This window comes from Euhalothece natronophila Z-M001 (genome assembly GCF_007904085.1).
GTDB lineage: Bacteria > Cyanobacteriota > Cyanobacteriia > Cyanobacteriales > Rubidibacteraceae > Halothece > Halothece natronophila.
The window spans coordinates 846645-872763 of sequence record NZ_CP042326.1; the positions used below are offsets into that span (position 1 = coordinate 846645).

At 41.5% G+C, this 26119-nt stretch carries 23 protein-coding genes and 1 tRNA gene; 10 read left to right on the forward strand and 14 right to left on the reverse strand.

The features are described 5' to 3' along the window. Positions 1–9: 9 nt before the first annotated feature. Positions 10–1293 carry a histidine--tRNA ligase gene (gene hisS, locus FRE64_RS03950; RefSeq protein ID WP_146294766.1) on the reverse strand — a complete coding sequence of 428 codons (1284 nt, stop codon included), beginning with the start codon at positions 1291–1293 and terminating at the stop codon, positions 10–12. Positions 1294–1607: 314 nt separating this feature from the next. Here hisS and FRE64_RS03955 point away from each other — a divergent pair, with 314 nt between their 5' ends. Both FRE64_RS03955 and FRE64_RS03960 read left to right on the forward strand, forming a co-directional pair. Further along, complete coding sequence (locus FRE64_RS03955) at positions 1608–3272, forward strand: iron uptake porin (RefSeq protein ID WP_246140387.1); 1665 nt, start codon at positions 1608–1610, stop codon at positions 3270–3272. 259 nt (positions 3273–3531) lie between these two features. Beyond that, complete coding sequence (locus FRE64_RS03960) at positions 3532–4827, forward strand: RNA-guided endonuclease InsQ/TnpB family protein (protein ID WP_246140388.1); 1296 nt, start codon at positions 3532–3534, stop codon at positions 4825–4827. Positions 4828–4840: 13 nt separating this feature from the next. Here FRE64_RS03960 and FRE64_RS03965 read toward each other — a convergent pair whose 3' ends face one another. The 4 genes from FRE64_RS03965 to FRE64_RS03980 form a co-directional block, all read right to left on the reverse strand. Then, positions 4841–5350, reverse strand: coding sequence for an FtsB/FtsL family cell division protein (locus FRE64_RS03965; RefSeq protein ID WP_146294767.1), 510 nt, complete (start codon positions 5348–5350; stop codon positions 4841–4843). 32 nt (positions 5351–5382) lie between these two features. Continuing rightward, positions 5383–6189 carry a bifunctional hydroxymethylpyrimidine kinase/phosphomethylpyrimidine kinase gene (gene thiD, locus FRE64_RS03970; RefSeq protein ID WP_146294768.1) on the reverse strand — a complete coding sequence of 269 codons (807 nt, stop codon included), beginning with the start codon at positions 6187–6189 and terminating at the stop codon, positions 5383–5385. A gap of 16 nt (positions 6190–6205) precedes the next feature. Beyond that, positions 6206–7462, reverse strand: a complete 1257-nt coding sequence (gene ftsZ, locus FRE64_RS03975; protein WP_146294769.1) for a cell division protein FtsZ — start codon at positions 7460–7462, stop codon at positions 6206–6208. 175 nt (positions 7463–7637) lie between these two features. Beyond that, positions 7638–8435 (reverse strand): cell division protein FtsQ/DivIB, encoded by a 798-nt coding sequence (locus FRE64_RS03980; RefSeq protein ID WP_146294770.1) that lies wholly within the window; start codon positions 8433–8435, stop codon positions 7638–7640. Positions 8436–8614: 179 nt separating this feature from the next. Between FRE64_RS03980 and ctpC the strand changes: the two genes are divergently transcribed. Together ctpC and FRE64_RS03990 are read left to right on the forward strand one after the other, a co-directional pair. Next, on the forward strand, positions 8615–9901 hold the full coding sequence (gene ctpC / locus FRE64_RS03985) for a carboxyl-terminal processing protease CtpC (RefSeq protein ID WP_146297273.1): 1287 nt from the start codon (positions 8615–8617) through the stop codon (positions 9899–9901). A gap of 2 nt (positions 9902–9903) precedes the next feature. Next, on the forward strand, positions 9904–10245 hold the full coding sequence (locus tag FRE64_RS03990; RefSeq protein WP_146294771.1) for a hypothetical protein: 342 nt from the start codon (positions 9904–9906) through the stop codon (positions 10243–10245). 43 nt (positions 10246–10288) lie between these two features. Here the strand turns inward: FRE64_RS03990 and FRE64_RS03995 are convergent, their stop codons facing one another. Then, entirely contained in the window at positions 10289–10711 is a 423-nt protein-coding gene (locus tag FRE64_RS03995) for a hypothetical protein (protein WP_146294772.1), read from the reverse strand. 158 nt (positions 10712–10869) lie between these two features. Between FRE64_RS03995 and hemB the strand changes: the two genes are divergently transcribed. Further along, complete coding sequence (gene hemB / locus FRE64_RS04000; protein WP_146294773.1) at positions 10870–11892, forward strand: porphobilinogen synthase; 1023 nt, start codon at positions 10870–10872, stop codon at positions 11890–11892. Between the two features lie 178 nt (positions 11893–12070). Here hemB and FRE64_RS04005 read toward each other — a convergent pair whose 3' ends face one another. Then, positions 12071–12643, reverse strand: coding sequence for a Uma2 family endonuclease (locus tag FRE64_RS04005; protein WP_146294774.1), 573 nt, complete (start codon positions 12641–12643; stop codon positions 12071–12073). Between the two features lie 117 nt (positions 12644–12760). Between FRE64_RS04005 and FRE64_RS04010 the strand changes: the two genes are divergently transcribed. The 4 genes from FRE64_RS04010 to FRE64_RS04025 all read left to right on the forward strand — a co-directional run bounded on the left by FRE64_RS04010 (position 12761) and on the right by FRE64_RS04025 (position 18734). After that, positions 12761–13324 carry a DUF3172 domain-containing protein gene (locus FRE64_RS04010; protein WP_146294775.1) on the forward strand — a complete coding sequence of 188 codons (564 nt, stop codon included), beginning with the start codon at positions 12761–12763 and terminating at the stop codon, positions 13322–13324. Between the two features lie 277 nt (positions 13325–13601). Next, the gene (locus FRE64_RS04015) at positions 13602–15647 is read left to right on the forward strand and encodes an IMS domain-containing protein (RefSeq protein WP_146294776.1); all 2046 of its coding nucleotides are present in this window, start codon (positions 13602–13604) and stop codon (positions 15645–15647) included. Between the two features lie 72 nt (positions 15648–15719). After that, positions 15720–17102 (forward strand): NAD-dependent malic enzyme, encoded by a 1383-nt coding sequence (locus FRE64_RS04020; protein ID WP_146294777.1) that lies wholly within the window; start codon positions 15720–15722, stop codon positions 17100–17102. A gap of 81 nt (positions 17103–17183) precedes the next feature. Further along, on the forward strand, positions 17184–18734 hold the full coding sequence (locus tag FRE64_RS04025) for a hypothetical protein (protein WP_246140389.1): 1551 nt from the start codon (positions 17184–17186) through the stop codon (positions 18732–18734). Between the two features lie 31 nt (positions 18735–18765). Here FRE64_RS04025 and wecB read toward each other — a convergent pair whose 3' ends face one another. The 6 genes from wecB to FRE64_RS04055 all read right to left on the reverse strand — a co-directional run bounded on the left by wecB (position 18766) and on the right by FRE64_RS04055 (position 25246). After that, positions 18766–19893: a non-hydrolyzing UDP-N-acetylglucosamine 2-epimerase gene (gene wecB, locus FRE64_RS04030; protein WP_146294778.1), complete on the reverse strand. Its 1128-nt coding sequence runs from the start codon at positions 19891–19893 to the stop codon at positions 18766–18768. 105 nt (positions 19894–19998) lie between these two features. Further along, positions 19999–20745, reverse strand: a complete 747-nt coding sequence (locus tag FRE64_RS04035; protein WP_146294779.1) for an isoprenyl transferase — start codon at positions 20743–20745, stop codon at positions 19999–20001. Between the two features lie 3 nt (positions 20746–20748). Then, the gene (gene cdaA / locus FRE64_RS04040) at positions 20749–21684 is read right to left on the reverse strand and encodes a diadenylate cyclase CdaA (RefSeq protein ID WP_146294780.1); all 936 of its coding nucleotides are present in this window, start codon (positions 21682–21684) and stop codon (positions 20749–20751) included. Positions 21685–21822: 138 nt separating this feature from the next. After that, the gene (gene lysA, locus FRE64_RS04045) at positions 21823–23205 is read right to left on the reverse strand and encodes a diaminopimelate decarboxylase (RefSeq protein ID WP_146294781.1); all 1383 of its coding nucleotides are present in this window, start codon (positions 23203–23205) and stop codon (positions 21823–21825) included. A 168-nt stretch (positions 23206–23373) separates the two neighbouring features. After that, on the reverse strand, positions 23374–24141 hold the full coding sequence (locus FRE64_RS04050) for a phycobilisome rod-core linker polypeptide (protein ID WP_146294782.1): 768 nt from the start codon (positions 24139–24141) through the stop codon (positions 23374–23376). Between the two features lie 100 nt (positions 24142–24241). Further along, on the reverse strand, positions 24242–25246 hold the full coding sequence (locus tag FRE64_RS04055) for a GntR family transcriptional regulator (RefSeq protein WP_146294783.1): 1005 nt from the start codon (positions 25244–25246) through the stop codon (positions 24242–24244). Positions 25247–25415: 169 nt separating this feature from the next. On the opposite strand from FRE64_RS04055, the gene FRE64_RS04060 reads away from it, so the two are divergent. After that, a tRNA-Leu gene (locus tag FRE64_RS04060) sits at positions 25416–25500 on the forward strand. On the opposite strand, the gene FRE64_RS04065 is transcribed toward FRE64_RS04060, so the two are convergent. Beyond that, on the reverse strand, positions 25482–26117 hold the full coding sequence (locus FRE64_RS04065) for a TenA family protein (RefSeq protein ID WP_146294784.1): 636 nt from the start codon (positions 26115–26117) through the stop codon (positions 25482–25484). The genes FRE64_RS04060 and FRE64_RS04065 overlap by 19 nt on opposite strands. Positions 26118–26119 lie beyond the last annotated feature (2 nt).

A 26119-nucleotide genomic window follows, 5' to 3' on the forward strand; every position in this document is an offset into this window, starting at 1 on the left:
TCTTTCGGGTTAGGCGCTTGCAGAAGCCTCTAAAATTTGCTGATGGAGCTTTTCGGGATCAGCCAGTAATTGACTTTGTTCGATAACTGACTGCTGTTGGCTTGCCATCCATTTTAAGTTAACAGTTCCCTGATCAACTTCTTGATCTCCTAAAGTTAAACAAGCGATCGCGCCATGACGATCAGCTCGCTTAAATTGTTTTTGGAAGTTACTGTTACTTAGGTCTAATTCTACCCTAAATCCTTGATAACGCAATTTCTGCGCTAAAATTAGAGCTTGACCAGGAGCGCGATCGCCCCGAGACACCACATAAAAGTCTAGACGCGGTTTGGGAACTTCTTTAAGATTCTTTAAGAGTAGAATCAAGCGTTCCATACCAATCGCCCATCCCATTGCAGGGGTATCCTTGCCTCCAAGTTGGGAAATTAAGCCATCATAACGTCCGCCACCACACACGGTAGCTTGCGCGCCTAAATCTTCTGATTGTATTTCAAAGGCAGTATGGGTGTAATAGTCTAAACCTCGCACTAAATTGGGGTTAATTATATAATCAATCCCAAGAGCGGTTAGTTGTGCTTTCACTGCTTCAAAATGCTGTTGAGAGGTTTCTCCAAGATAATCAATTAAGCGTGGGGCATCTTTTAAGAGGGCTTGGGTTTGTTCGTCTTTACTGTCGAGAATACGAAGAGGGTTGCGAGTGAGACGCTCTTGAGAGTCGGGATCTAGCTTATTTTGGTAGGGTTTTAAATAGGCAATGAGAGCTTCTCGATACCGTTGCCGATCCTCGGCATTACCCACTGAGTTTAAATGCAGGGTTAGGTGTTTTAATCCTAATGTATTTAGAATATCCGTTGCTAGCGCGATCGTTTCCACATCTGCGAGAGGAGAGGGAGAGCCGATTAATTCTAGCCCAATTTGGTGAAATTGCCGTTGTCGTCCCGCTTGAGGGCGTTCATAGCGAAACATGGGGCCGGCATACCAGAGACGTTGAATCCCTTGGCTGTGCAGTCCATTTTCAATAAAAGAGCGAACTACCCCTGCTGTTCCTTCTGGTCTTAGGGTACAACTACGATCGCCGCGATCGCGAAACGTGTACATTTCTTTACTCACTACATCTGTGGCTTCTCCAATTCCCCGTTCAAAGAGGGCAGTTTGTTCAAAAATTGGAGAGCGAATTTCGGTGTAGGCTGCGCGAGTAAAAATATTTTTGGCAACGGTTTCCACTTGCTGCCAGTAATTAACCTCCTCGGGCAAAATATCTCTTGTGCCTCGTAAGGCTTGAATATCAACCATAGCTTCTATCTATCGTGAGCCATTACATTGTACCGAGAAATGAGCAAAGACTGTTGAGCATCAGCCTTCCCAACGTTATTTTCTCTTAGTCTAGTGCAGATCCGCAGAAGTAATTGACCCGTAAACAACAAGCTAGCTTAATCCTGTTCAAAAGGAGCTTACCACCTTGCACTACTCTGCTTGCAAAATTAGAGATCTTCGCTTATTATGATAATAATTATCATTAAAATGATTGACTTGCTCAATTCTATGAATCCTTGTCAATACTATTTTTTTGAAGAAAACTTTATAACGTTAGTTAGTGGTGTGAGGTAATGATGGCTAGCTTGAAATTGATTCCTTTAATGAAAGTGGCTCCTGTTCTTGTAGGAGTTTCCTTCATAGCAGCACAAGCTGACCCCATTTTGGCAGAAAGTGCTGGCTCATCCGAACAAGATTTATTGCAACAGATTGACAATTATAATAACGAAGGTGGCGACTCCCTCGGTGAAATTGATCAAGTGAACAACGTTAACCAATTAGAAGACGTTTCCCCTGATGACTGGGCGTTTGAAGCCCTGCGTAACTTAGTAGAACGCTACGGCTGTATCGCAGGTTATCCTGATGGCACTTTCCGAGGTAATGAGCCGATGACTCGTTATGAGTTTGCCGCTGGTTTGAATGCTTGCTTACAACAAATTGAACAGTTAATTGCCGCTGATGATCAAGTTGATGAGGGAGATTTAGAAACCCTAGAGCGTCTAGTACAAGAATTTGAAGCGGAGTTGACCACTCTCGGAACCCGTGTTGATGACTTAGAAGGGCGTGTTGGTCAACTCGAAGATACTCAATTTTCCACCACGACTCAGTTAAGTGGTGGCGTTGATTTTGCTCTCACTTCGGGGTTTGGCAGTAGCAAAGCAACACTTGATGGTAGTAACGATATAGATACTGATAGCAATATTGGTTTCCTTTACAAAGCTGACTTAAACTTTGATGCAAGCTTTACAGGGCGCGATCGGCTCCGAGTTCGGTTACGCTCTGCTGATGGAGATGGCTTCACTCAACGTGCTACTCATGAAGAGGGAAGAGATGGCTTTGCTGGTGATTTAACTCGTCTTGATGATATCCGAAGTACGGATGGTGATTTTGTACTAGATACCCTAACTTATCGTTTTCCTCTTGGTGAAAGAGCAACTATTGTCGTTGGAGCTAACGATATTGACCCTGACGAAGCCTTTGAATATAACTTTGGTAGTGGCTTCATTCTTAATGACTTCATTGATGGCGGGGATATTTACACATTTGAAGGTGATAACCTTGGTATCTTTCCCGGTGGTCGTGGCGATGCTGGAATTAGCACCAGCTTTAATTTAACTGACAGAATCTCTGTTGGGGCTGGTTATACTGCCGATGGTGGTGATGCTCGAGATCCCCAAACTGGCTTATTCCAAGACTATAGCGCAGCGGCTAACATCAACTACGCTGGCGATCACTTTGATATTGGTCTTGGCTATGGTCGCACAGCTATTGGTTCTGAGGCTTTTGACATTGACAGCGCTTTTGTAAATGGTACTAGTGATATTGAAGATGGCAGTTTCACCCAAGATGCAGTAGGTCTCCGTGGCGCGGCTCGTCTCGGTCGTCGCACAGAAATCGGTGGCTGGGTAAGCTACGTTGATCGTAACTTTGATGTAGATGGGTCTAGTGATAGTCAAGATGACTGGGCCTTTGGGACTAATGTTGCCTTCTTTGACGTTGGTCGAGAAGGAAGTAAGTTAGCTATTGGTTTTGCCAGCCCTGCTCAAGCCAGTGACTTTGAGGTCGGAGGAGAGGACATTCAACTCGATCGCGCTTATGTAGCTGAAGTTTCCTATGACTTCCCTGTTAACGATAATATTTCCGTTATCCCAGGTGTCATGGCTGTGTTCAATCCTGAGAACAACTCTGATAACGATAATGTTTACGTGGGCGTTCTCCAAACTAGCTTTTCTTTCTAAGACTTACTAGCCTCAGGGGACAACTGCGATTCTTGTGATGAGGCAACTGGGGGTGGGAACTCCACCTCCGCATTTCAGCCCGACTCCGATTTGGGCTAGTTCAGAGGCAAAAAAGCGAACCTCTAGGTGAAAGATCTTCATATAGCTTACCATATCTTTGGGTCTAAAGCCTCGTCCTTTTAGGACGACTTTACTAGAATTTTGACAGCGGTAAAACTATCTGCTAGACTGAAGTTAATTAAGCTGGCTAGGTTGAGCCATGTTAGTTAGAGAAGCCAAATTAAAACATGCTACACCCCAACAATACCAAGCACTTGATAATGCTATCCGTACAGGACAGTTCATCAGAAATAAATGCTTGCGTTATTGGATGGACAACCATGGTGTAGGGAAGAGTTCTATGGACTCTTTATGTAAAGAATTAGCCCAGGAATTCCCCTTTGCTAAACAACTCAACAGTATGGCTCGACAAGCCCACGCTGAACGTGCATGGTTAGCTGTTAAACGGTTTTACGAAAACTATAGAAATGGTGTTAGACCAGTCGGTTATCCTAAGTTCAAAAAGAACTCACGTTCGGTGGAATATAAGACCAGTGGTTGGAAACTGTCAGACGATGGTTTTTACATAACCTTCAAAGACGGCTTCAAAGCTGGAACTTTCTCTCTCTACTGTAATGGTAAGGCTAGGGAAGACATTCTGAGAAGCAAGATCAATCGGGTTAGAGTAATCCGTCGTGCTGACGGCTACTATGCTCAGTTTGTTTTAGAAGCAGACCGAGTTGAAGAAGGAACTTATACAGGGGAAGTTATTGGCATTGATCTAGGTCTAAAGTATTTTGTCAAAGACCAAAATGGCAATGAAATCATCTACCCTCAGTTCCTAAGAAAGTCTGAATGTAGGCTGAAAAAACTCCAACGTCGTCTGAGCAAAAAGTATCGTCATGGTCAGAAACAATCAGCTAATTATCACAAAGCACGAGTTCAACTAGGTAAACAACATCTTAAAGTTCAACGTCAGCGTAAAGACTGGGCTTTGAAACAAGCTCGGGCGCTAGTGGCATCTAACGATGTCGTGGCGTATGAGGATTTAAGAGTTTCTAATTTAGTCAAAAACCATAATCTAGCCAAGTCCATTTCTGATGCAGCATGGAGTCAATTCACACAGTTTCTAGACTATTACGGCAAACTTTGGGGTAAGGTAGTTGTAGCTGTTAACCCTGCTTTCACTAGTCAAGATTGTCATAACTGTGGACACAGAGAGAAAAAGTCATTAAGTACAAGAGCACATCAATGTTCTAACTGTGGAACTGAACTCTGTCGTGATCAAAATGCTGCTATCAACATTCTTAAGAGAGGAATGGAAATTATAGGAATGGAATGGAATAACAGTACCCAAGGGCATTGGGAAACTGCCTCTTCGGAGGGAACGACTGGGGAAATAAACGCCTCTACTACTTCAAAGGGTTCTAATTTGGAGTCTTTTGGAGTAGCAAGCGTTGTTGAGGAACCAGTAATTTCCGAACCTGTGAAGGCTGAAGAATCCCCACGCCTTTAGGCTGGGGAGTATGTCAATCATTATTATTCATCAGTGGTTGCACCACCATATAGCCAATTCCAGTAAAAGTCACAATAATCATTAAAATTACCGCTATAACTAGCCAGCCATTGACTTCCTCAGAAGTAGAATTGTCTCGTTTTTTCCGAGGATAAGACTCAGTTTGCTCAGTAAATAAGGTTTCTGACTCAGGAAGATACTCTACCGCACCTTCTCTGTCTAAATCTACCTGCTGAGAGTCAGGAGAATTAGACCTCCAAAAATGACTAGGTGGTGAGGGAGATTGCTCATCACTTAAAATACTCTCTAGTCTTTCTACAGATTGCGAGAGTTTACTAATTTCTAGGCGCAAACTTTGATTTTGCTGATAAAGATGTTGATTTTCTTGTTTTAAATTGTCTAATTGGTTTTTTGTTGCTTGCAGTTCCCCTGCTAATTCTCGATACACCGACATGGGAACCGTGGGTAAATTTTTCTGTTGAGAAGGGGTAGAAATACTCTGATAACGAGGATGAGATGTCATAAGCAATGAATCGTTATGTATGCGGGCAAAATTTAAGAATCTTGGTTTAAGGGAAAGAAATGTCCCACAGGTCCTGATCCTTTTCCTAAGTCTAAAGCATATTCGAGAGCAGTGGTGAGATATTGCTTACTCTTTTCTACAGAACTTTTTAAGTGATTTCCTAAAGCAATATTTGCCGCGATCGCTGCCGATAGGGTACAACCAGTACCATGATTATTCTTAGTTTCTACATTTTTCGTTTTCAAAATCTCCCAGTCTTCTCCATCAAACCAAACATCGACCCCTCTTAACTCTTGAGGCATTGCCCCTCCTTTAACTAGTACAGCTTTAGCGCCTTTTTCGTGAATAATTGCCGCTGCTTTTTTCATTTCCTCAAGAGTATTAATCTCTTGCCCACTGAGAATTTGTGCTTCATAACGATTAGGAGTAACTAAGATCGCGAGCGGAACTAAATGCTGGCTTAAAACCTCTACTGCCAAATCATCAATTAACTGCGCCCCACTACGAGACACCATGACGGGATCAACTACTAAATAGGGTTGTAACTCATAATTTTCAATTTGACGCACTGTAGCTTCAATAATTCCCTGATTCAGCAACATTCCAGTTTTAATCCCCTGCACCCCTAAATCACTAATTACAGAGTCAATTTGAGCGGCTACCATTTCTGGGGAAAGGGCATCCACTTGTTGCACCCCCACTGTATTTTGAGCGGTCACACAAGTAAGAGCACTCATGCCATGAACCCGATGAAAGGCAAAAGTTCGTAGATCAGCTTGAATCCCGGCCCCACCTCCACTATCAGAACCAGCAATAGTCAACGCAGTTGGACAAGACAAGGTTAATTTTTCCTCCTTAGCGACGGCGACGACGTTGTAAAAAGTCGGGAATGTCTAACCCGCGGTTTTCTTGGGGATCAGCTTGAGGCTGAGATTCAGATTTCTTTTTCTCAGGAGTGGGATTGGGATTTTTTGTCGTAGTCTTGCTTTCTTTTTTCTGGGGTTTCTTTTTTTCCTCTCCTGAGAACCCCGTAGCAATTACAGTAATACGCAGTTCTCCTTCCATTTTTTCGTCATCAATCACCGCCCCAAAAATGATATTGGCTTCTTGATCCACTCCTTCATAAATCGTTTCGGCGGCAGTATTCACTTCATGGAGGGTTAGATCACTGCCCCCCGTAATATTAAAGACAACCCCTTTTGCACCCTGAATAGATGACTCTAAGAGGGGAGAAGAAATGGCTTGGTTGGCAGCCTCCGCAGCCCGTGACTTTCCTGAAGCCGTGCCAATGCCCATTAACGCTGAACCAGCATCAGCCATCACCGCCCTAACATCAGCAAAATCAACATTTACTAGCCCTGGAATCGTAATAATATCAGAAATACCCTGAACTCCCTGTCGCAGAATATCATCGGCAACTCTAAACGCTTCCTGGACTGGCGTTTGTTCATCAATTACCGAAAGCAGTTTATTATTAGGAATAACAATCAGGGTATCAACTCGGGTTTGTAGTGCGGAAATCCCTTCCTCAGATTGGGCCGTGCGTCGGCGACCTTCAAAAGTAAAAGGACGAGTGACCACACCCACTGTTAAACACCCCATTTCTTTTGCCACTTCCGCAACAATGGGCGCTGCACCAGTACCAGTTCCCCCTCCCATTCCTGCTGTAATAAACGCCAAATCAGTATCTTCCAGGGCATTAGCAATTTCATCTCGGGATTCTTCGGCAGCTTTTTGCCCAATAGAGGGATTGCCTCCTGCTCCTAAGCCACGGGTTAATTTTTCTCCAACTTGTAGGCGGTTCGGGGCAGTGGCTCGGGAAAGTGCTTGGGCATCGGTATTAATTGCCCAAAATTCAACGCCTGTCAAATCACTGGCAATCATACGATTAACAGCATTACAACCGCCACCGCCAACACCAATTACTTTAATTCTGGCCAAATTTCCTGGCACAATATTATCACTCCTTGGTTCTTCTTTTACAGGTTTATGATAGTCATTATGGGAAGAATTGAGTAGTTCTTCGATATCATCAAATTCATAGTCATCCTCTTTTGAATTACTAAGGTAAGAGGAGTTACTGGGAGTGCGCTGTTGATCGTCACTATTCATTTTGATACAGATTAGATTTGCTAAGTGTTCAGTATTTTAGGAGAGTTAATTTCAGCAATAAAAAATAAATTCACAGTTCGATAGAATTTTCAGTAAGTATAACTGTAAAAACTGCTTAATTTCCTTGAAGGAACCTATGCTTAAAAATTATCTATCATTCCTTCTCAATGATCAATTATCCCTCCTGAGTTAATTCAACTAAAATTAAGTTGGGGTTTTTGAGGTTGATATGCCTAATCTGATTGGGTGGCACTTCTTGAGGTAAATTCCGAAGTTGGGCTAACATTTCCAGTTGCTGGGAAAGATGTTCAATATTTCCTCCTAGGTGAATACTTCCTAACTCAGTTTCCAGAATCAAATTTGCAGGATTTTGCCAATTGATGGTTTTAACATCAAGGGACATAGCTTCTATTTTTGGGTAAACTTTCGCCCATTGTAAGCGATAATGGGCACGATATCCAATTACTTTGATAACATCGGCAGGAAGTGCTTCTGAGGACTGGTATTTCTCTTGCGACATCCATCTTCCGTTGGCATCAATATAACCCTCTTCAAGAGGAGCAACCGTTGTTGGGCTGGAAATCGTTTTGGCTACAGGAGGAGATTCTTTAACAGCAATAGTTAAACGAGAAGGGTAAAGTTCACGGGTAACAGTAACTTCTTTAATTGGAGCTTGCTTTTCTAGGGTACCTTTAATTTTATCAGGGGAAAGGGTGATAACTGGTTCAGATGTGGCTTCTGCTAGCAGGTCATAGATAGCTTCACTACTTAAATATTCATTGCCTTGTATAACCATTTCTTCAGGTTGTCGCAGTCCCCATTGGGGGAGGAAACTAGCCCAGGCTAATCCTCCCGTGATTGTTGTTACAATAAGAGTACGCCAAACAGACTGCAGCATCTTGAGTTGTCGTTGACGTTTAAGGGCAACTCGCCGTTGTCGAATATCAGGATGGGCATAATAAGTAGAAGTCATGTTTTTTGCTGAAATTGCTTCCAAAATTGTCCTTGGCGATTTTTTTATATTTTTAAGTTATCGCATGAATGAGTAGTTTGCGAAATATATTGTTTCTAACTACTTATAAAAAGCTGTGCTAGTCTAGGCATAACCCCCTCATAATGATAGTCACTAAAATTGTCTTTCACCTTGGATTTATGATGATGATGAAACGCGGATTAGTTCTTGGAGCAACTGCAGCAATGGTTACAACGGTTGCTGTTACTGGTGCTGGACTTCATTTTTCCCAAAGTATGGCGTTTTTTCAAGAAAGCCCTAAGGAATTGGTAGATGAAGTCTGGCAAATTATCAATCAACAATATGTAGATGCTACGTTTAATCAAGTTGATTGGCGAGCAGTACGAGAAGAGTATTTAGATCGCTCTTATGACAGTAAAGAAGAGGCTTATGACGCGATCGAGGAAATGCTCAAAGAACTCGATGATCCCTACACTCGCTTCATGAATCCTGAAGACTTTCAGAATTTACAAATTGATACTTCTGGGGAGTTAATTGGGGTCGGAATTCAAATTTCTTTAGATGAAGACACTGATTATATTCGAGTCATTTCTCCCATTGAGGATAGTCCAGCTTTTGATGCAGGGATTGAGTCCCGAGATTTGATTACAGCTATTGATGGTCGTAGCACTGAGGGGATGGATCTCAATGAGGCGGTAAATTTAATTCGTGGGGAACCGGATACCCAAGTAACGTTAACTATTCAACGGGGTGAGGAACAGCGAGAGTATGAAATTACTCGTACTGAAATTGAAGTGCGCCCAGTGAGAACTCGCTTACAAGAAACTCCTGATGGTCAAAATGTTGGCTATATTCGCCTGAATCAGTTTAATTCTAATGCTGCTGATGAAATGCGTAGTGCCATTGAGGATTTTGAAGAACAAGGGATTTCAGGGTATGTATTAGATTTACGGTCAAATCCTGGGGGACTTTTACAAGCAAGTGTGGAAATTTCTCGGATGTGGCTGGATGAGGGGACAATTGTTTCCACAGTTAATCGCCAAGGAAAGGTAGATGAACAAAGTGCGAATGGTACAGCTTTAACGGATAAGCCCTTAGTGGTGTTAGTCGATGGTGGCTCGGCTAGTGCTAGTGAAATTGTATCTGGGGCTTTACAGGATAATAGCAGAGCTGTTGTGGTCGGAACACAAACTTTTGGAAAAGGTCTAGTGCAGTCTGTGCGTGGCTTAGGGGATGGCTCTGGCTTAGCAGTGACGATTGCTAAGTATTTAACCCCAGATGGTCGGGATATTGATGAAAAAGGAATTGATCCTGATGTGGTATTAGAGATTGATGAAGACAAGGAAGAAGAGTTGCGCTTAAATCGGGATACCTTAGGAACGTCCGATGATCCGCAATTTTCGGAGGCTCTCTCTATCTTACAAACTGAAATTAGCCGTCAAGGACAACAAGCGGAGGCTAATTAGGGATGAGGGTGTTATTAAAGTTAATTGGTTTAGCACTCATGATTTACGGAATCTACCTCTTTGGGCAGAATATTGAATTTACCACTGAGGTTTCCCCTTACTGGTGGCGTGGGGTGAGTGCTAAGGGTTCTATCCTATTTCTGACGGGAGGGGTCTTAGCGTTCTTTTTTGCACCAACAGAAGGCAAGTTTTTAGGAACAGCCGCGATCGCGATCGGAATTTTGTTAGTGTTTATTAGTAGTCGAGCAATTCTTAAACCCACTACCCTTTGGCAATTTGTGGGCTCTTTAGCCTGTTTTGTCAGTGGCTACCAGTTGATTACTACCGGACGCTTAAGGTTATAGTTCACCTGTAAGGTGGGAAATTTAACCCACCCTAACGGCTTTTCTAAGATTGAGAAGAGCCAGAATCTTTGTCAGCTCCAGTTAAAATTGACCAAGCTGTGGTCGCTGCTTCGTTTAAGCGATTTCCGAAGTCTTCTACTTCTCTGACTAAGGATTCCCAGTTTTCTTCTGCATCTTTTTGAATTAGTCGGATTGACTCTTCTACTCTTTCGGGATCAAAATTGAGTTGTTCGATCTCCGCTCGTGCATTACGTACTGCTTCTAGGTAATTCTCTTTAGCAAATTCTCCCGCTTTGTGGGTTTCTGATTGAGCTTTTCGAGTAATTGCCTCGATGAGTTGCTTAGTTTCTTCTCTCACTGGCTCAGACGCATCAGAGAGATTTTGATTCACCAAGGAATTAGTCCGTTCACTCACTTCAATGGAGCTACTTTGAGGGATATTGGAAGATTGAGTTTGTTCTGTCATGGTTTCCTCCTGAAATTAATAAATTTACAACTTAGATAATAAACTTAAGCACTATATATGAGCTTCATGTCTATTAATCATGATAGCTTGGACGGCAAGACTTCCCTACAATAGAACAGTAGTGAAACTCACACTCGACAATTATTAAAGCTCGTCTTATGACTTCCTCATTACAATCCGATTTAAAAACCCATCAAGCCCTTTCTCTTCCCCGTCGCCCCCGCCGTTTACGCCGTAATGCTGCCCTGCGGAAAATGGTGCAGGAAGCCCACCTTCATGTGGAAGACTTAATTTATCCCCTGTTTGTTACCGAAGGGGAGAATACACGGGTAGAAGTGCCTTCTATGCCAGGGAGTTATCGCTATACTCTCGACTTATTACTTGCTGAAGTTAAAGAAGCAGCCCAATTAGGGATTCGCGCGATCGCGCTTTTTCCAGCCCTTCCTGAAGCTAAAAAGGATGCCACAGGGACAGAAAGTTATAATCCCAATGGACTCGTTCAGCGTACCATTCGGGCGATTAAAGAGACAGTTCCCGACGTCGTTGTCATTACTGATGTTGCACTTGATCCCTTTTCTGATCAAGGACATGATGGCATTGTCAGCGAAACAGGAGAAATTCTCAATGATGAAACCGTCGAAGTCTTAGTGAAAATGGCGGTATCTCAAGCGGCAGCAGGGGCAGATATGGTTGCCCCCTCTGATATGATGGATGGTCGCATTGGTGCAATTCGGGAAGGTTTAGACAATGCTGGCTATACCAATGTGGGAATCTTGGCTTATTCTGCCAAATATGCTTCTGCCTATTATGGCCCCTTCCGTGATGCCCTCGACTCAGCACCAAAGTTTGGTGATAAGAAAACTTATCAAATGGATGCAGCCAATTCCAGAGAAGCCCTCACTGAGATTGAACTAGACATTCAAGAGGGGGCGGATATGGTTATGGTTAAACCTGCTTTAGCCTATCTGGATGTAATTCAGTTAGTACGTCAAAATACCAATTTACCTGTAGCTGCCTATAATGTGAGTGGTGAATATGCCATGATTAAAGCCGCTGCGGAAAAAGGCTGGATTGATGAAGATAAAATTGTCATGGAAACGCTGACCAGTATGAAACGCGCTGGGGCTGATTTAATTTTGACTTATTTTGCGAAACAAGTTGCCCAGTTCTTAGCAAAATAGATCAATCTGAGTCAATTCTATCCACGGGGTTTAATCCCGTGGTCGTTCAATCAGAAATAATTCAGCCAAATTGGAAATTAAGCAATGTTGGTTTCCCTTTCGCGACAACTTTTGTATAAGTAATGAAGTTATATCAGATGCCAATTATTTTTTTATTGTAAGTTAAAAACAAGGAGAACTAACGGATAGAGCTAGAAGAAGGAAACAGATCGCAAGGAGACAGTTGCAATGTTTTTAGACCCCTTAAAATAGGTAGAGGTTGATCACCTTGATGCATTGTGGGTTGTTCTCCTTTTGGGAAACTAATCACTCTTTTTTCTTGGGCATCAATTAGCCATCCTAGTTGTGAGCCTTGTTGTAAGCAAGTTAAGATATTAGAGAGGGCATGAGTTGAGTTTTCTTCAGGAGATAAAAATTCAATCACCCAATTGGGGATAAGTTCTTGATTGAGTTTGAGGTTGCCCTGACTATCCACAGGTAAATTATTCCAATTAAAAACTGCAATATCAGGAACGAGAGAATATTGATTACCAAAGGTACACCGCAAATTAGTAAAGGCATAAGCAGTTTTTTGCTTTTTACCTGTTTGATTAATTGCTACAAATAAACGATTTAAAACTCTCTCTTGTCTTCCTCGCATCCGAGGCTTCTGATAGATTTTACCGTTAAAATATTCGCGGGGTGGGCTAATTTCGGGAAACTGCAGAAAGTCTTGTAGAGAAAATTGAGAGGAACTTTGTAAAAGGGACATAAAAATTAGTCAACGATGGTAACTCCAGTATTGAACAGTATGATGAAATGACGTAAATTGCAAGCATTGAGTAAAATAGAACTAACTTCACCTAGCTGACTATTCATTAAGGATCAAATGACTCGAAAAACACCTAGAAGAAATTCCAGTACATCTCGCGGTTACTATGATGAGTCTCCCTCACGGGAAAAATCTTCTTTCTTTAATCTCAATCGTACCTATTTGGCAATTTTAGGCGGAGTTCTCATCTTGGGAATTGGGATCGGTATTGCTTTTAGTTCCACTGCTAACTTCAATACTGAAAATGTTGCTTCCCGAGTTGTCATTGATCGAAGTGCACCCAACCCAGAATTTTGCGCTCAATACGGTGCTAGTGCCATTGTTACTGACATGAGAGTGTTTATGACACTCAACCCTTTTAGTGTTTATGTAACGCAACCTAGTATGGTTCCAGGTTGTGTCATGCGGAGCACTAACTGGTCAATTTTAGAAGATAAAAATTTACTAAGTCATCAAGAAGTACAACAGTGTAAAAGACGTATGAATACTTTTGGGTTTACCGGTTCTTTGGAAAACTCTCCTAACATTAGCTGTATTTATCAAAATGACTCTGCTGGTAATCTATTTCGCCAAAATGGTTCTAATAATTTAACTCCAGTTCCTGAAAAAGATAACTTCTAAGTGGTGAAATGAGCTTTGGGAAAATTATTCAGCTAGTGGAAATTTTTTCAGCAGTTCCGTCCCCTAATTTCCTTTTAAGTTATTATCGCTAATCCTTGGAAGGAGGGAGAGTTTATCGCTGAGAGCAGGTCGAGGATAAAAAATTGCTATAAGAATTACCACAATATGTTGGGAGATTCATCCTTAAAACGATTAAAATCAAACTGATAGAGGATATACTATTGTCCTCCATCAGAGATATATAAACTGTAACCGCTCGAAGCTGGGGACGTTAACTGTGCGCATTCCACTTGACTATTACCGAATTATTGGTGGACACTTACAAGCAACTGCTGAACAAATTGAGCAGGCTTATCAGGATCGCCTTCGTCAAACTCCTCGTTCTGAATACAGTCAAGAAACTTTGGCTGCGAGAAAGGAGTTATTGGATTTAGCTTATGAAGTATTATCTGATCCTGAGCAACGTAGCGAATATGATGCTAATTATCTCCTAAGAAGTTATAACGTTGCAGAGGAAGAAACAATAATGCTTCCTCATATTCAAAGCGAAGAAGAGGGAGTCGCGATCGCGCCACAAACCCCTGTTCTACAGGTAGAATCCCCAGAACAGTTATTGGGGGCTTTATTAATTCTCTATGAACTCGGAGAGTATGAACAGGTCAGGGATTTAGTGTCATGGGTTTTAGCCCACCCTGAACGCGCTACTTTCTCACGGGCTCATACACTTTCCTCTTCGATGCAAGCAGATTTAGTTTTAACCTTGGTTCTATCTCATTGGGAACTAGGACGAGAATTATGGCGACAGGAACAGTATGAAGCGGCTGGAGAGTCGGTAAAGAACGGATATCAGATTTTAGAGGATTGGAATTTATTTCCCCAGCTGCGTGAAGAAATGGCAAATGAGTTGGAGAAACTTTCTCCTTATCGAATTTTTGAGTTAGTGTCTCAACGAGGAGAGAATGGGGAAAATGTAACAAAAGCTCTCGAACTTTTAGAAACAATGTTTGAAAAGCGGGGAGGAATTGATGGAGAAATCCCTGATAATTCAGGATTAGATATTGATGAATTTCTCCATTTTGTTCAACAAATTCGTGAGTATTTAACCGTTGCAGAACAAGAAGAACTTTTTACAAAAGAAGCGCACCGTCCTTCAGGAGTAGGATTATATTTAGCGGCTTGCGCTGCCACAGCTAGAGGATTTGCTTATTTAGAACCAAATTATATTTTTAAGGCAAAACGCTTTTTTAGAAAGTTAGAGCGGGATCATCAATATGAAACTAGTGAAACTGATGTCTATTTAGAACAATCAGTATGCGCTTTATTGCTAGGAGAAACGGAAACAGCAATTAGTTTGATTGAAAAAAGTAAAGATCAAAGCTCGATCGCGCGAATTAAATCCTATTCCAGTGAAGCAGGTGATTCCCCTGATCTGTTATTGGGATTATGTCGCTATGCAGAAGAATGGTTAGAATCAGTGCTATTTCCGAAGTTTTTGGATTTAAGGGATAAGTCTGCTTCTTTAAAGGATTATTTTGCTAGTAACTCAGTTCAGGAGATACTAGAGTCTTTTCAAGGCCCTCCTGCTTCCGAAAATGAAAATGAGCCAACTGAAAGTGAGGTTTTTAGTTTACCAGAAAGCTCCTCACCAGAAACAGAATATCAGTCTTCTTCCGCTTCTCCAAAACCATCTTTAAGAAGAAGACGTAAACGTCGTCCTCATCGCCGTTTTTCTTCTCCTGCCTCTCGAATATTGGTTTTAGTGGTGGTGGGGGGAGTAGGCTTAAGCGCGATCGCGTTAGTTTTACTCGGTATCTATCAAGGAGCAACTGCTCTTTGGGCAAATTTCTTTAATGATCGCGAACGCTTTGGTTTAGCGATTCAAGTGAATGATCCTCCCTTACCGATTCCCTCTTTAGAGTCTAATGATTCTCCTGTCATTTTAGATGAAGCTACTGCTGAAGAGATTGTTCGCACTTGGCTCAATAGTAAAGCTCAGGCTTTTGGCCCCCAATATGAAAAAGAAGCCTTTGAGGAAATTTTAACGGATTCTTTGCTTTCACAATGGCAAGCTCGTTCTGAAACTTTAGAAAATAATAACTGGCATCAATACTTTAGTCATAATATCAACATTGAAAGTATCGCATTTTCTCCAGATAATCCTAATGAAGGGGAAGTAATAGCAAACATTCGAGAAGTGTCTAATTTTTATCGGGATGGGGAACTCAGTGAAGAAGATTCCTATGATTCTACTTTAAGAGTGCGGTATGATGTAGTTCGCGATGATGAAACATGGCTCATTGACAGGATTCAGGTCTTAGATTAATTTGTCCTTTGTTGTTAGTCCTGCGTCCTTTGTTAACCAATAACTAATAACTAAAAAATATTAACTAATTCTATGGTGAAGTTAACCCCCAATGCTAGTTACAGTTTAGCAATTCGGCTGTCTTATCCTAATCAAGTTGGGATGTTAGGAAAAATTACCAGCGCGATCGCGCAATGTGGGGGGAGTCTTGGCGATATTCTTCTTGAAAACCAAACGCCAGCAGGTCAAGTTCAACGGCAATTGATTGTGGATGCTTATAGTGGTGAACAAGGAGAGGAGGTTTTAGAAGCCCTTCGTCAAATCCCACAAGTAGAAATCCTTGAAGCCTTAGATCGGACTTTTGAGTTACACCGTGGCGGAAAACTCCATACTCAGAGTCGCATCGCAGTTAAATCACAATCTGATTTGGCGATGGCTTATACACCAGGAGTAGGGAGAGTCTGTCGCGCGATCGCGCAAGATCCCGAAAAGGTTTTTTCCCTCACCATTAAAAGTAATACAGTTGCTGTGATTACTGATGGAAGTGCAGTTTTAGGGTTAGGCAACCTTGGTGCTGCTGGTGCTTTACCAGTAATGGAAGGAAAAGCAATTTTATTCAAAGAATTTGCTAATCTCGATAGTTTTCCGATTTGTTTAGATACCCAAGACACAGAAGAAATTATTACTACAGTCAAACACATTGCCCCCGTTTTTGGCGGGATTAATCTCGAAGATATTAGCGCACCACGTTGTTTTGAAATTGAACGGCGTTTAAGTCAAGAACTGGAGATTCCCGTTTTTCATGATGATCAACATGGCACGGCAATTGTTGTAATGGCTGCTGTATTCAATGCTCTAAAACTGGTTAAAAAAGCCTTAGGAGACCTGAAAATTGTGATTAATGGTGCAGGGGCAGCGGGTATCGCGATCGGGCGCTTATTGAAGCAAGCAGGGGCAAATCCAGAGCAAATTATTTTATGTGATTCTAAAGGGATTGTCAGCGAAAGTAGCCCTCATTTAACCCCTGAAAAACAGGAATTTGCCACTAAGCAAACTGGAAGCCTTGCTGATGCCATGAACAAGGCAGATATTTTTATTGGCGTAAGTGTGCCTAATATCGTAACCCCAGACATGGTAAGCTCAATGGCAAACTCACCCATTATTATGGCAATGTCCAACCCGATTCCAGAAATTCAACCTGAATTAATCTCTGATCAAGTGGCTGTCATGGCAACGGGGCGCAGTGATTATCCCAATCAAATTAATAATGTGCTAGCTTTTCCGGGGATCTTTCGTGGTGCTTTAAATTGCCGCGCCTCTAGCATTAGTTCACAAATGTGTTTAGAAGCTGCAAGCGCGATCGCGTCCCTAATTTCTTCCGAGGAGCTTGCACCCAACTACATCATTCCCTCTGTTTTCGATCAACGAGTTGCTACTGCAGTAGCCAAAGCAGTGGAAAACACAGCTAGAAATTAGTCATTAGTCATTAGTCATTGGTTATTAGTTATTAGTCATTGGGCTACAAAGGACAAACCACAAAGGACGAAGAACAAAATTATGATTGCTCAAAGAAAGCTAGAAGAAAAAAATAATAAACGTCAAAAGAGAAAAAATAAATGGATCATTGGCTTTGAACAATTAATGGCATTTATTGCCTTGTTTAATTTAGGTTTAGTCTTTATTGATATTACTTATATCCCATTTCGTAATTTTTATCTAAGAGAATTTCGGTTATTTGTAGAGGGACTCAATTATATTCCTAGATCAGAATTTATTAGAGAATATACCCCATTTTTACTGGACGCTTATCGACAAATTCCCCGCTCTTTTCTAGAAGAAAATCCTCTCTTAGCAGAAGGATATGACCATGTGAAAGGGATTGAACCTCATCCCGATACTGAACGCTATTTACGCACGGTGGAAATTTTACAACAACAAGTGAATCGAACGGGTTTAGAATCTACTCAAAGCCAGCGTATTTTAGCAGATTTGCGTCAGCAAAGTACAGAAATGATTCAGCAAAATCCTTTTGAGGTTGCTAATAAGACTGCCACTTTAGAAACGATAAAAAGGCGGATGCGCGATCACATGAGAGAACGTTCTTCTGAACAAGCCTTTCAAGAATTTTGGACTGTTGAACATTTAACTGACCGCAATTATGATCGACAAATGCGCTTTTTTGATAACCAAATTGCGCCTTTGATTGAAACCAATTATTCTCGACAAATTGATCCAGAGACAGGAGAATTTATTGATTGGTTTTGGTATTTAGACTTGCCATTTGTGATTTTATTTGCCTTTGAATTTTCTGTTAGAACTTATATCATTCATCGTCGCCACACTGGTTTACGTTGGATTGATGGTATGTTGTGGCGCTGGTATGATGTTTTTCTATTTATTCCTATTTTTCGCTGGCTAAGGGTTATTTCTGTTACTACGAGAATTGATCAATCTGATTTAATTGAATTAGAATCAGTTAAACGACAAATTTCACAAGGATTTGTTGCTGGTATTGCTGAAGATATTACCGAAGTTGTTTTTGTTCGAGCGATTAATCAGATTCAAAAAGCCATTCGTGGTGGTGAACTAGAAAATGTTTTATCCCAAGTTAATAATGATGACTATATTAACTTTAATGATACCGATGAAATTGCCGAATTAACTAAATTATTTATTAATTTGACTGTTTATCAGGTTTTACCCAAGGCTCGTTCTGATGTGGAAGCAGTAGTTCAACATAACTTTGTAAAAGTTTTAGATACTTCGCCAGCATTTCAAGGTTTACGTCAAATGCCAGGTTTCTATCGCTTTGAAGATCAAATGACACAACAAATTGTGAGCTTAATCTATCAAGCCATTTATGATAGTATCTTGGTCGCCCTCGAAGATGATCCTGAGGGAGAAAAATTAATGAAGGAATTAAGTGATCAACTTATGAAAATTTTAACCGATGAAATGCAGAATAAACAAACCTTAGAAACGATGCAATGGCTATTAATTGATCTGTTAGAAGAAGTGAAAATTAATTATGTACAACGTCTCTCTCAAGAAGATGTAGATGAATTATTAGATCAAACCCGACGCTTACGAGAAGGGAAAAAAAATTAACATTTGTCCTTTGTAAACCAATGACTAATGACTAATGACCATTTTGTGTACTTAAATAACGCTCAATAATCTTAACAATACGAGAAGCTGACTCACCGTCGCCAAAGGGATTAATTGCCATTGCCATTTGCTCATAAACGTCAGTATTTTCTAATAACTCACTGGTAACCGTAAGAATATTAAGAGCATTAGTTCCCACTAATCTCGCTGTTCCTGCTTGTACTGCCTCTGTGCGTTCTGTATTTTCTCGTAAGACTAAAACAGGCTTTCCTAAACTGGGCGCTTCTTCTTGTAACCCCCCTGAGTCAGTTAATAATAAATAACAACGTTGCATCGCTCCCACTAATTCAGAATAGTCTAAGGGTTCAGTTAAAAAAACCCGAGGATGATTTCCTAACGTTGCTTTAATGGGATTACGAACCTTAGGATTACGGTGTAAAGGGAGTAATAAGGCTGTATCAGGAAATTTGTCCAAAATTAATTGAAACCCTTCAATAATACCTGTTAGTGGTTCCCCCCAATTTTCACGACGGTGAACCGTTGCCAATAGAACTCGATATTGATTCCAATTTAATTTTGAGATATTGCAAGGGGGATAACGCTGTGCCATAGTCAGTAAAGCGTCAATCACAGTGTTGCCAGTGAGATGAATCTCTCCAACCACTCCTGACTTTTGTAGGTTTTTGACTGCTGCTTGCGTAGGAGCAAAGTTAAGTTGGGCAAGTTGACTAATGAGACGGCGGTTTGCTTCTTCAGGATAAGGATTATAAATGTGATTAGAACGGAGTCCCGCTTCTACGTGAGCAATGGGAATTTGTTGATAAAAGGCAGCAAGAGTCGCTGCAAAAGCGGTGGTGGTATCCCCTTGAGTCATTACTAAATCAGGCTTAAGCTCACAAAAAAGTTTTTCTAAGCCCTGAAGACTCCGACAAGTAATATCACTCAAAGTTTGTTCAGCTTGCATAATTTCGAGGTCTTGATTTGATTGCAGCTGAAATAACTCCATTACTTGGGCAACCATTTCTCGATGTTGTCCAGTCAGGATAACAGAGGTATCTAGTAAGGGAGATTGCTGGCATTTTTTTATTACTGGAGCCAGTTTAATCGCTTCTGGTCGTGTTCCTAGAGTAATCCCAACTTTGTAGCGACAACTATTCATTATCCTCCCCCAGAAAAGCTAAATAAAAGGGAGAGTTAAAAAAAATATTGGTTACTATGTGAATAGAAGGGGAATTGAACATACTTAAAATTTTATCCCAAAGTTCTACTGACGGATTTTACCAAATCGCCGATCGCGCTTCTGAAAAGCCTGTAATGCTTTATGAAAAGCGTTGCGATCAAAATCTGGCCATAGGGTATCGGTGACATAGATTTCTGCATAGGCAAGTTGCCATAGTAAAAAATTACTAATTCGCATTTCTCCGCTAGTTCGGATTAATAAATCAGGATCTCGAATATTTGCAGTATAGAGATGTTCGGTAAATAAAGACTCATCAATGTTTTCAGGTTCAATTTTTCCCTTTTGTACCTGTTGCGCGATCGCGCGACAAGCCCTTAATATTTCCTGTCTTCCTCCATAATTTGTGGCTACGGTAAATTCAATCCCCTGATTATCTGCTGTTTTTTCCATTGCCTCAGCAATCTCTGCTTGTAACGACTCTGGAAGAGCGCTTAAATTGCCCACAAAGCGAATCCGCACCTGTTCGGTCATCATTTCCGTCAACTCTCGACGTAATACCCGCTCAAATAAGGTCATTAAAAACGTCACCTCTTCTTCTGGTCGTCCCCAATTTTCTGTGGAGAAGGCATAAGCAGTTAAACCAGAAATTCCCCAATCACGACAACAACGCAGTAACTCTTTGAGAGCTTCAACTCCCTTGCGATGTCCCATTACTCGCGGATAGCCACGTTTTTTTGCCCAGCGACCATTACCATCCATAATGACCGCCACTTGTTGGGGAAGACGATTTTTATCTAAATCTGGAGGAAGTTCTTGTAAGACAGATGGCATCGGCTATTTTTTGCGATTAGATTTTGAGGATAAAAAATGGACACTTTTTTTAATAATCGCTTTTCCTTGAGAGCTAATTTCACGGGTTAAGCGACTAAAATCTTGAGCGACAGTTTCTCTTTCTACACTAGGAGCAAACCTTAATTCTAACAGTTCCCTAAGACGACTTCGAGTCAAAGGTCTTTGTAAATTACCTTGTTCAGCTAAAGAAATTGATCCCGTTTCTTCTGAAACAATAATGCATAAACAATCAGATACTCGTTCGGTAATACCAATAGCTGCCCGATGGCGGGTTCCTAATTGACGAGATAAACTTTTCTCCGTTAAGGGTAAAATAACAGAAGCAGCCACCACTCGGGATCCCCTCAATACCACTGCCCCGTCATGTAAAACGGTTGTCGTTTGGAAGAGGGTTTGAAGTAATTCGCTTGAAATTTCTGCATCTAAAATCACTCCCGCGTTTCTAAATTCTCTTGTATCAATGGGTTCATTGGTTTCCAATAACAGCAAAGCCCCAATCCGCTTTTGAGATAATTCTCGCACAGCATCTAAAATTTGATCCAAGATATTATCTGGTTGAAGCTGATCATTGCTAGAGGATGGAAATAATTGTCGTACTTCTCCACGTCCTAATTGTTCTAAAAAACGTCGAAACTCTGACTGTAGAATTACCAGTATTGCCACAGCCCCACCTGTTAATAGTTTTTCTATCACCATTGGTAATACCGTTAGTCCCAGCCACTGGCTGAAATAACTCAGGGCTAGTAAAACACCAGAAAAAATCACAAATCCCTGAATAATCCAACGGGGGCGACTTTTTGATTCCCCTAAAGCGCGGATCGCAACATAAAAGAAAAGAACAGCTAGGGAGATATCAAAAAAGACTAGGGACCAATTAGGCAACCAATGAAGAAGATGAGATAAGCCTTGGGGGGGCATTATGGGTTAAACAGGCGAGATTGGACAATGTTATGAATACGTTATTTGATCTAGAAACTGTTGTGGGTTATTGATCACTTTATAGATACTTGATTAGTGAGAGCATCACTATTCTGTTTAAAGTTAACCAATAACGGATTATTTATTTGCCTTCAGCCTTGTGGGTAAGCGATCCTGAGCGATTAAATCTTGATAGGTTTCACGATCAATAATGACATCAGCGTTTCCCTCATGCACTAAAATCATAGCCGGACGTAACAGACGATTATAATTAGAAGCCATGCTATAACCATAAGCACCGGTACTCATAACCACTAGGATATCGCCAGCAGTGGTAGGAGGCAACAACGCTTCTTTTATTAAAACATCTCCCGACTCACAATGTTTACCCGCCACAGTAACGGTTTTGTTTGCACTGGCTGACATTTGATTGGCTAGCAGCGATCGATACACAGACTCATAAGTAATGGGACGGGCATTATCAGACATTCCTCCATCGACCGCAATATAGGTGCGTGTTTCAGGAACCGTTTTTTCTGAGCCAACAGTGTAAGCAGTAATCCCAGTGGTGCCCACTAAGGATCGCCCCGGTTCACAAATGAGCTTGGGTAAGTCAATATTAGCGTTTTCACAGGCTTCTTCTACAGCTTTAGCCACTGCTTGAGTCCATTCCTCAATACTAGGTGGATCATCTGCTTCGGTGTAGCGAATGCCTAATCCACCGCCCACATTTAATTCTCGAACGGGTAAGCCTAAATTCATGGCTTGTTTTAACCAATCTACTAAAACTGAAGCTAAATCTTGATGGGGTTGGCGTTCAAATATTTGGGAACCAATATGGGCATGAAGCCCAACAAAATCTAAATTAGGGGTTTGTTGGAGAAAATTAAAAACTTCTTCTACTTGGTTGGGATCAAAACCAAATTTACTATCAAGGTGTCCCGTGCGAATATACTCATGAGTATGGCACTCAATGCCAGGGGTGACCCTTAACATTACTTTGGTAGATGTCCCTTGGGCAATTGCGGCTAAAGTTTTTAGTTCTAGCCAGTTGTCTGCAACAATGGTGCAACCACAGTCAATCCCTTCTCGGAGTTCCTGAGGGGACTTATTATTGCCATGAAAGTAAATTTTCTCAGGGGAAATCCCTGCTTGTAGAGCAGTGTAAAGTTCTCCCCCGGAGGCAACATCAATTCCTAACCCTTCGCTTCCCACTAAAGCGCAAATTCCTAGACAGTTGAGGGCTTTTGAGGCATAAATGACTAACGAGTCTCCAGAATAATGATTGGCAAATCCTTCTCGATACTGACGACAAGCGACACGAATACTGTGTTCATCCATAATGTAGAGAGGGGAACCAAACTTTTTTACCAGTTCAGTCACATCACAGCCACCAATTTCTAAATGATCTTGACTGTTTACTTTTGCCGTTAGGGGGAGTAATGATTGATTGGGAGAGTTAGCAATCTCCTTGAGAAAGTGGCTTCCTGCTGGCTGTTGGGTTGTTTCTGTTAAGACCATACTTGCGTATTCTTGAAATTAAGACAATGATAATTCCATTATCGCTATAGACGGGTAACAAAGCAAAAAGGATCACTAATTAACAAGATAACTTACGAATCAATGCAAATCACCCTGCTAATCAGTGATCCTCTCTCTCGTTGAGAGTTTTAAGTAACTCTCGACAATTTAGCTAAAGCGACGATAAGGAACTTTGTTGTTGTAGTCAATATTCATCGCAGAAACTTTCGATGGTACCCGGTTACCTTGAGCGCTACTCAAACCACGAGCAACATCGAGATATAAGCGAGGATCGCCGGCTTGAGGTTTTTTCTCTTGGGGAGTGAAACGGCGTACTTCGTTTTGCCAAACAATTTGAGGGAAGCCTAATTGCTGACGGTAGTAAGGGCCATAACGAGGGGTTTTGAGATTAAAGGGCGTTTCGCCCCCATCTTTTTGGGGAAGAACTCGTCGCTGCTGATAGGGAACGGTATCTTCGCCAAAGTTATTGAGATACTCTTCAGTATTGAGTAAGTCTTCAACGAAGCCATTAACCCCTTTAGTGGCAACGACAATTGACCAAGCAATTTTTTCTTGCTCATTATAAACATCTCGCCCTAGGGCACGTTGAACACAAAGTTCTACAAAGCGATAATTGCTATTGGGTTCATAGTTCATGCGCCAGAAAGAATCGGAGGTCATTAAGCCTCGAATAAAGTCTTTGACACTGATTTGACCATAGCGCAATTGCGATTCGAGCAGGCTTTGACGGTTACAGGTTAGCAGTTGGTGTTCGCTAAAAATTTGCCGATAGGCTGCCCAAATAATGGCTTGCACCTCATCCTCAGATTGCATCATTGCTGAGGTGGTTTTCAATTGCTCTTCCCCAGGGACTTCATATCCTTCTACGCGCTGATTTTGGCTAGAAGGGATATAGTTCAACAAAGGTAAGGACATAGTTGAACCTCCTTATAATAAATTTTTCAAAAGTTTACCCTTGATGATACGTTACTTTGGGGGCAAAATCTCAGAAATCTTATAACTTCTTACCAATTTTTTATGAGTAACCCAGTCCTAGTTCTTGTCGTAGTAGCCGAATTGAGTCGGCGCTGATATAGTTATCGCTACAGATCACTTCAGGATAACGAATTAAGTCTTCTGACATTTGATTGACAACTTGCTTAACTTGTGCATAACTTGATTGGTCACAGATAATTGTTTGTGCCGAGCGCACAATTGCTTTAAGTTTTGGAGAGTCATTTGCTTGCGCTGCCATGACTAAAATTTCTTCCCCTCGTAAACTGTGAATAATCCGTTCCGCTGCTTCTAGAAAGCGAGAACTGAGGGTAACAATTCCAAGACAGCTATTATTTTTAAGGTTAGTAATGATTTTAATTTCTTTAGCGTAAGTATTAATATCAACGGGAATCACTCGGGCTGACTTAGGAGCCGCGATCGCGTCGGCATCTTTAATATAATAACGACTGGTGACAACAGTTGCGGACTCGGTTTCTTCTAAAACTCCTGACAGTTGTTCTAGGGGCACTAGCTGTGTAGGAATCCCTAACATGGGTTCAATATCTTGCAAAATCATTTTTCCTGCGCCAATATCGCTCTGAGGAACTGTTACTAATACTTGGGCGCTGCATTGTAACCGCCAGTTAATTTCCGAGAGAAAAATTTCTCGCACCTGTTGTAGGGAACAGCCTAAACCGAGTAATTCGTTAATTCCGTCTTGTACAATTTGATAAGCAGTTTCGGGAATTTCCTCTGCTCCTGCAACGGTTTGCGCTGTGGTATATTTTTTGCCTCCTTCGTGACCTTGGGCTTTAACATAAATTCCTGAGCCTGCTAAAGACTCAACTAGCCCTGTCTCTTCTAGTTGCCGATAAACTTTGCTAATGGTGTTACGATGTAACCCTGTCATCATCGCAAGTTGACGGGTGCTGGGAAGGCGATGCCCAGGGGGATACTGTCGAGACGCGATCGCGAATTGAATTTGATCAAATAGCTGTTTGGAGGCTGGAATTTCGCTTTCCAGTTTGATGTGAAATTTCACCATTGTTCCAAATGCCTCCTTAATACCATCATGTCATTGTGTTCTTTACAGTTTAAGGGATCGATGCCAATTTTTTTTTCAGGATTGGGGTTGCATAATTTAAATGATAATGCTTTAATGGAAAAGCTGAGAGGAAATAACTTCTCTCCTAGCTTACTATCCCAATTTTCTTGGGGGTGTGGCGGAATGGTAGACGCTGCGGACTTAAAATCCGTTGACCGTTATAGGTCGTGAGAGTTCAAGTCTCTCCACCCCCACTAAGCCAGCTTGTGGCAAAGAAATCATGCTCACAGAGTAGGGCATAGCGGTAATGATCATTTGCTTCTTCTTCGGTGGTAACGTAACGCTCCACTAGAGATTCTAAATTATTGACTAATTCCTTAAACTCAGAACTACTATAGGTTTCAATCCAATCACTATATTGGTGATTCCCAATGCCATTTTTGGCTAATTCAGTGCCAAGAAAATAGTACAAACGCATACAGGGAGTCATGGCAGCAGCGGTTACGCCCACATCTTTTCCCCAGACGGTTGCGAGGAGAAAATCTGTATAGCGGCGAGTTGCTAAGGATGGGGTCACTTGTTGTAAATTAACCCCCCATTGTTGAGCATAAGTTTGATGTAAATTCAGTTCTTCTAACACGCCACCAGCGAGTTGATGAAAGTCATTAAACCCTTCCCAGTCTGGGGCTTTAGCCGCGGCAATGCTATAAGCACGGGCAAAAGATTGAAGAAAAAAGACATCTTGCCCAACGTAAAAGGCAAAACAACCCTGATCAAGGCTTCCATCTGCAATTCCTTGTACAAAAGGATGGTTAAGGCTAGCTTGGGCAAGATCTTGATTTCGTTCCCATAAAGTGTGGCTAATTGTCATAT

Coding starts and splice junctions, on each gene's coding strand:
- hisS (WP_146294766.1), bottom strand. CDS start 1,293: ATGGTTGATATTCAAGCCTTACGAGGCACAAGAGATATTTTGCCCGAG.
- FRE64_RS03955 (WP_246140387.1), top strand. CDS start 1,608: ATGATGGCTAGCTTGAAATTGATTCCTTTAATGAAAGTGGCTCCTGTT.
- FRE64_RS03960 (WP_246140388.1), top strand. CDS start 3,532: ATGTTAGTTAGAGAAGCCAAATTAAAACATGCTACACCCCAACAATAC.
- FRE64_RS03965 (WP_146294767.1), bottom strand. CDS start 5,350: ATGACATCTCATCCTCGTTATCAGAGTATTTCTACCCCTTCTCAACAG.
- ftsZ (WP_146294769.1), bottom strand. CDS start 7,462: ATGAATAGTGACGATCAACAGCGCACTCCCAGTAACTCCTCTTACCTT.
- FRE64_RS03980 (WP_146294770.1), bottom strand. CDS start 8,435: ATGACTTCTACTTATTATGCCCATCCTGATATTCGACAACGGCGAGTT.
- ctpC (WP_146297273.1), top strand. CDS start 8,615: ATGATGATGATGAAACGCGGATTAGTTCTTGGAGCAACTGCAGCAATG.
- FRE64_RS03990 (WP_146294771.1), top strand. CDS start 9,904: ATGAGGGTGTTATTAAAGTTAATTGGTTTAGCACTCATGATTTACGGA.
- FRE64_RS03995 (WP_146294772.1), bottom strand. CDS start 10,711: ATGACAGAACAAACTCAATCTTCCAATATCCCTCAAAGTAGCTCCATT.
- hemB (WP_146294773.1), top strand. CDS start 10,870: ATGACTTCCTCATTACAATCCGATTTAAAAACCCATCAAGCCCTTTCT.
- FRE64_RS04005 (WP_146294774.1), bottom strand. CDS start 12,643: ATGTCCCTTTTACAAAGTTCCTCTCAATTTTCTCTACAAGACTTTCTG.
- FRE64_RS04010 (WP_146294775.1), top strand. CDS start 12,761: ATGACTCGAAAAACACCTAGAAGAAATTCCAGTACATCTCGCGGTTAC.
- FRE64_RS04020 (WP_146294777.1), top strand. CDS start 15,720: ATGGTGAAGTTAACCCCCAATGCTAGTTACAGTTTAGCAATTCGGCTG.
- FRE64_RS04025 (WP_246140389.1), top strand. CDS start 17,184: ATGATTGCTCAAAGAAAGCTAGAAGAAAAAAATAATAAACGTCAAAAG.
- wecB (WP_146294778.1), bottom strand. CDS start 19,893: ATGAATAGTTGTCGCTACAAAGTTGGGATTACTCTAGGAACACGACCA.
- FRE64_RS04035 (WP_146294779.1), bottom strand. CDS start 20,745: ATGCCATCTGTCTTACAAGAACTTCCTCCAGATTTAGATAAAAATCGT.
- cdaA (WP_146294780.1), bottom strand. CDS start 21,684: ATGCCCCCCCAAGGCTTATCTCATCTTCTTCATTGGTTGCCTAATTGG.
- lysA (WP_146294781.1), bottom strand. CDS start 23,205: ATGGTCTTAACAGAAACAACCCAACAGCCAGCAGGAAGCCACTTTCTC.
- FRE64_RS04050 (WP_146294782.1), bottom strand. CDS start 24,141: ATGTCCTTACCTTTGTTGAACTATATCCCTTCTAGCCAAAATCAGCGC.
- FRE64_RS04055 (WP_146294783.1), bottom strand. CDS start 25,246: ATGGTGAAATTTCACATCAAACTGGAAAGCGAAATTCCAGCCTCCAAA.
- FRE64_RS04065 (WP_146294784.1), bottom strand. CDS start 26,117: ATGACAATTAGCCACACTTTATGGGAACGAAATCAAGATCTTGCCCAA.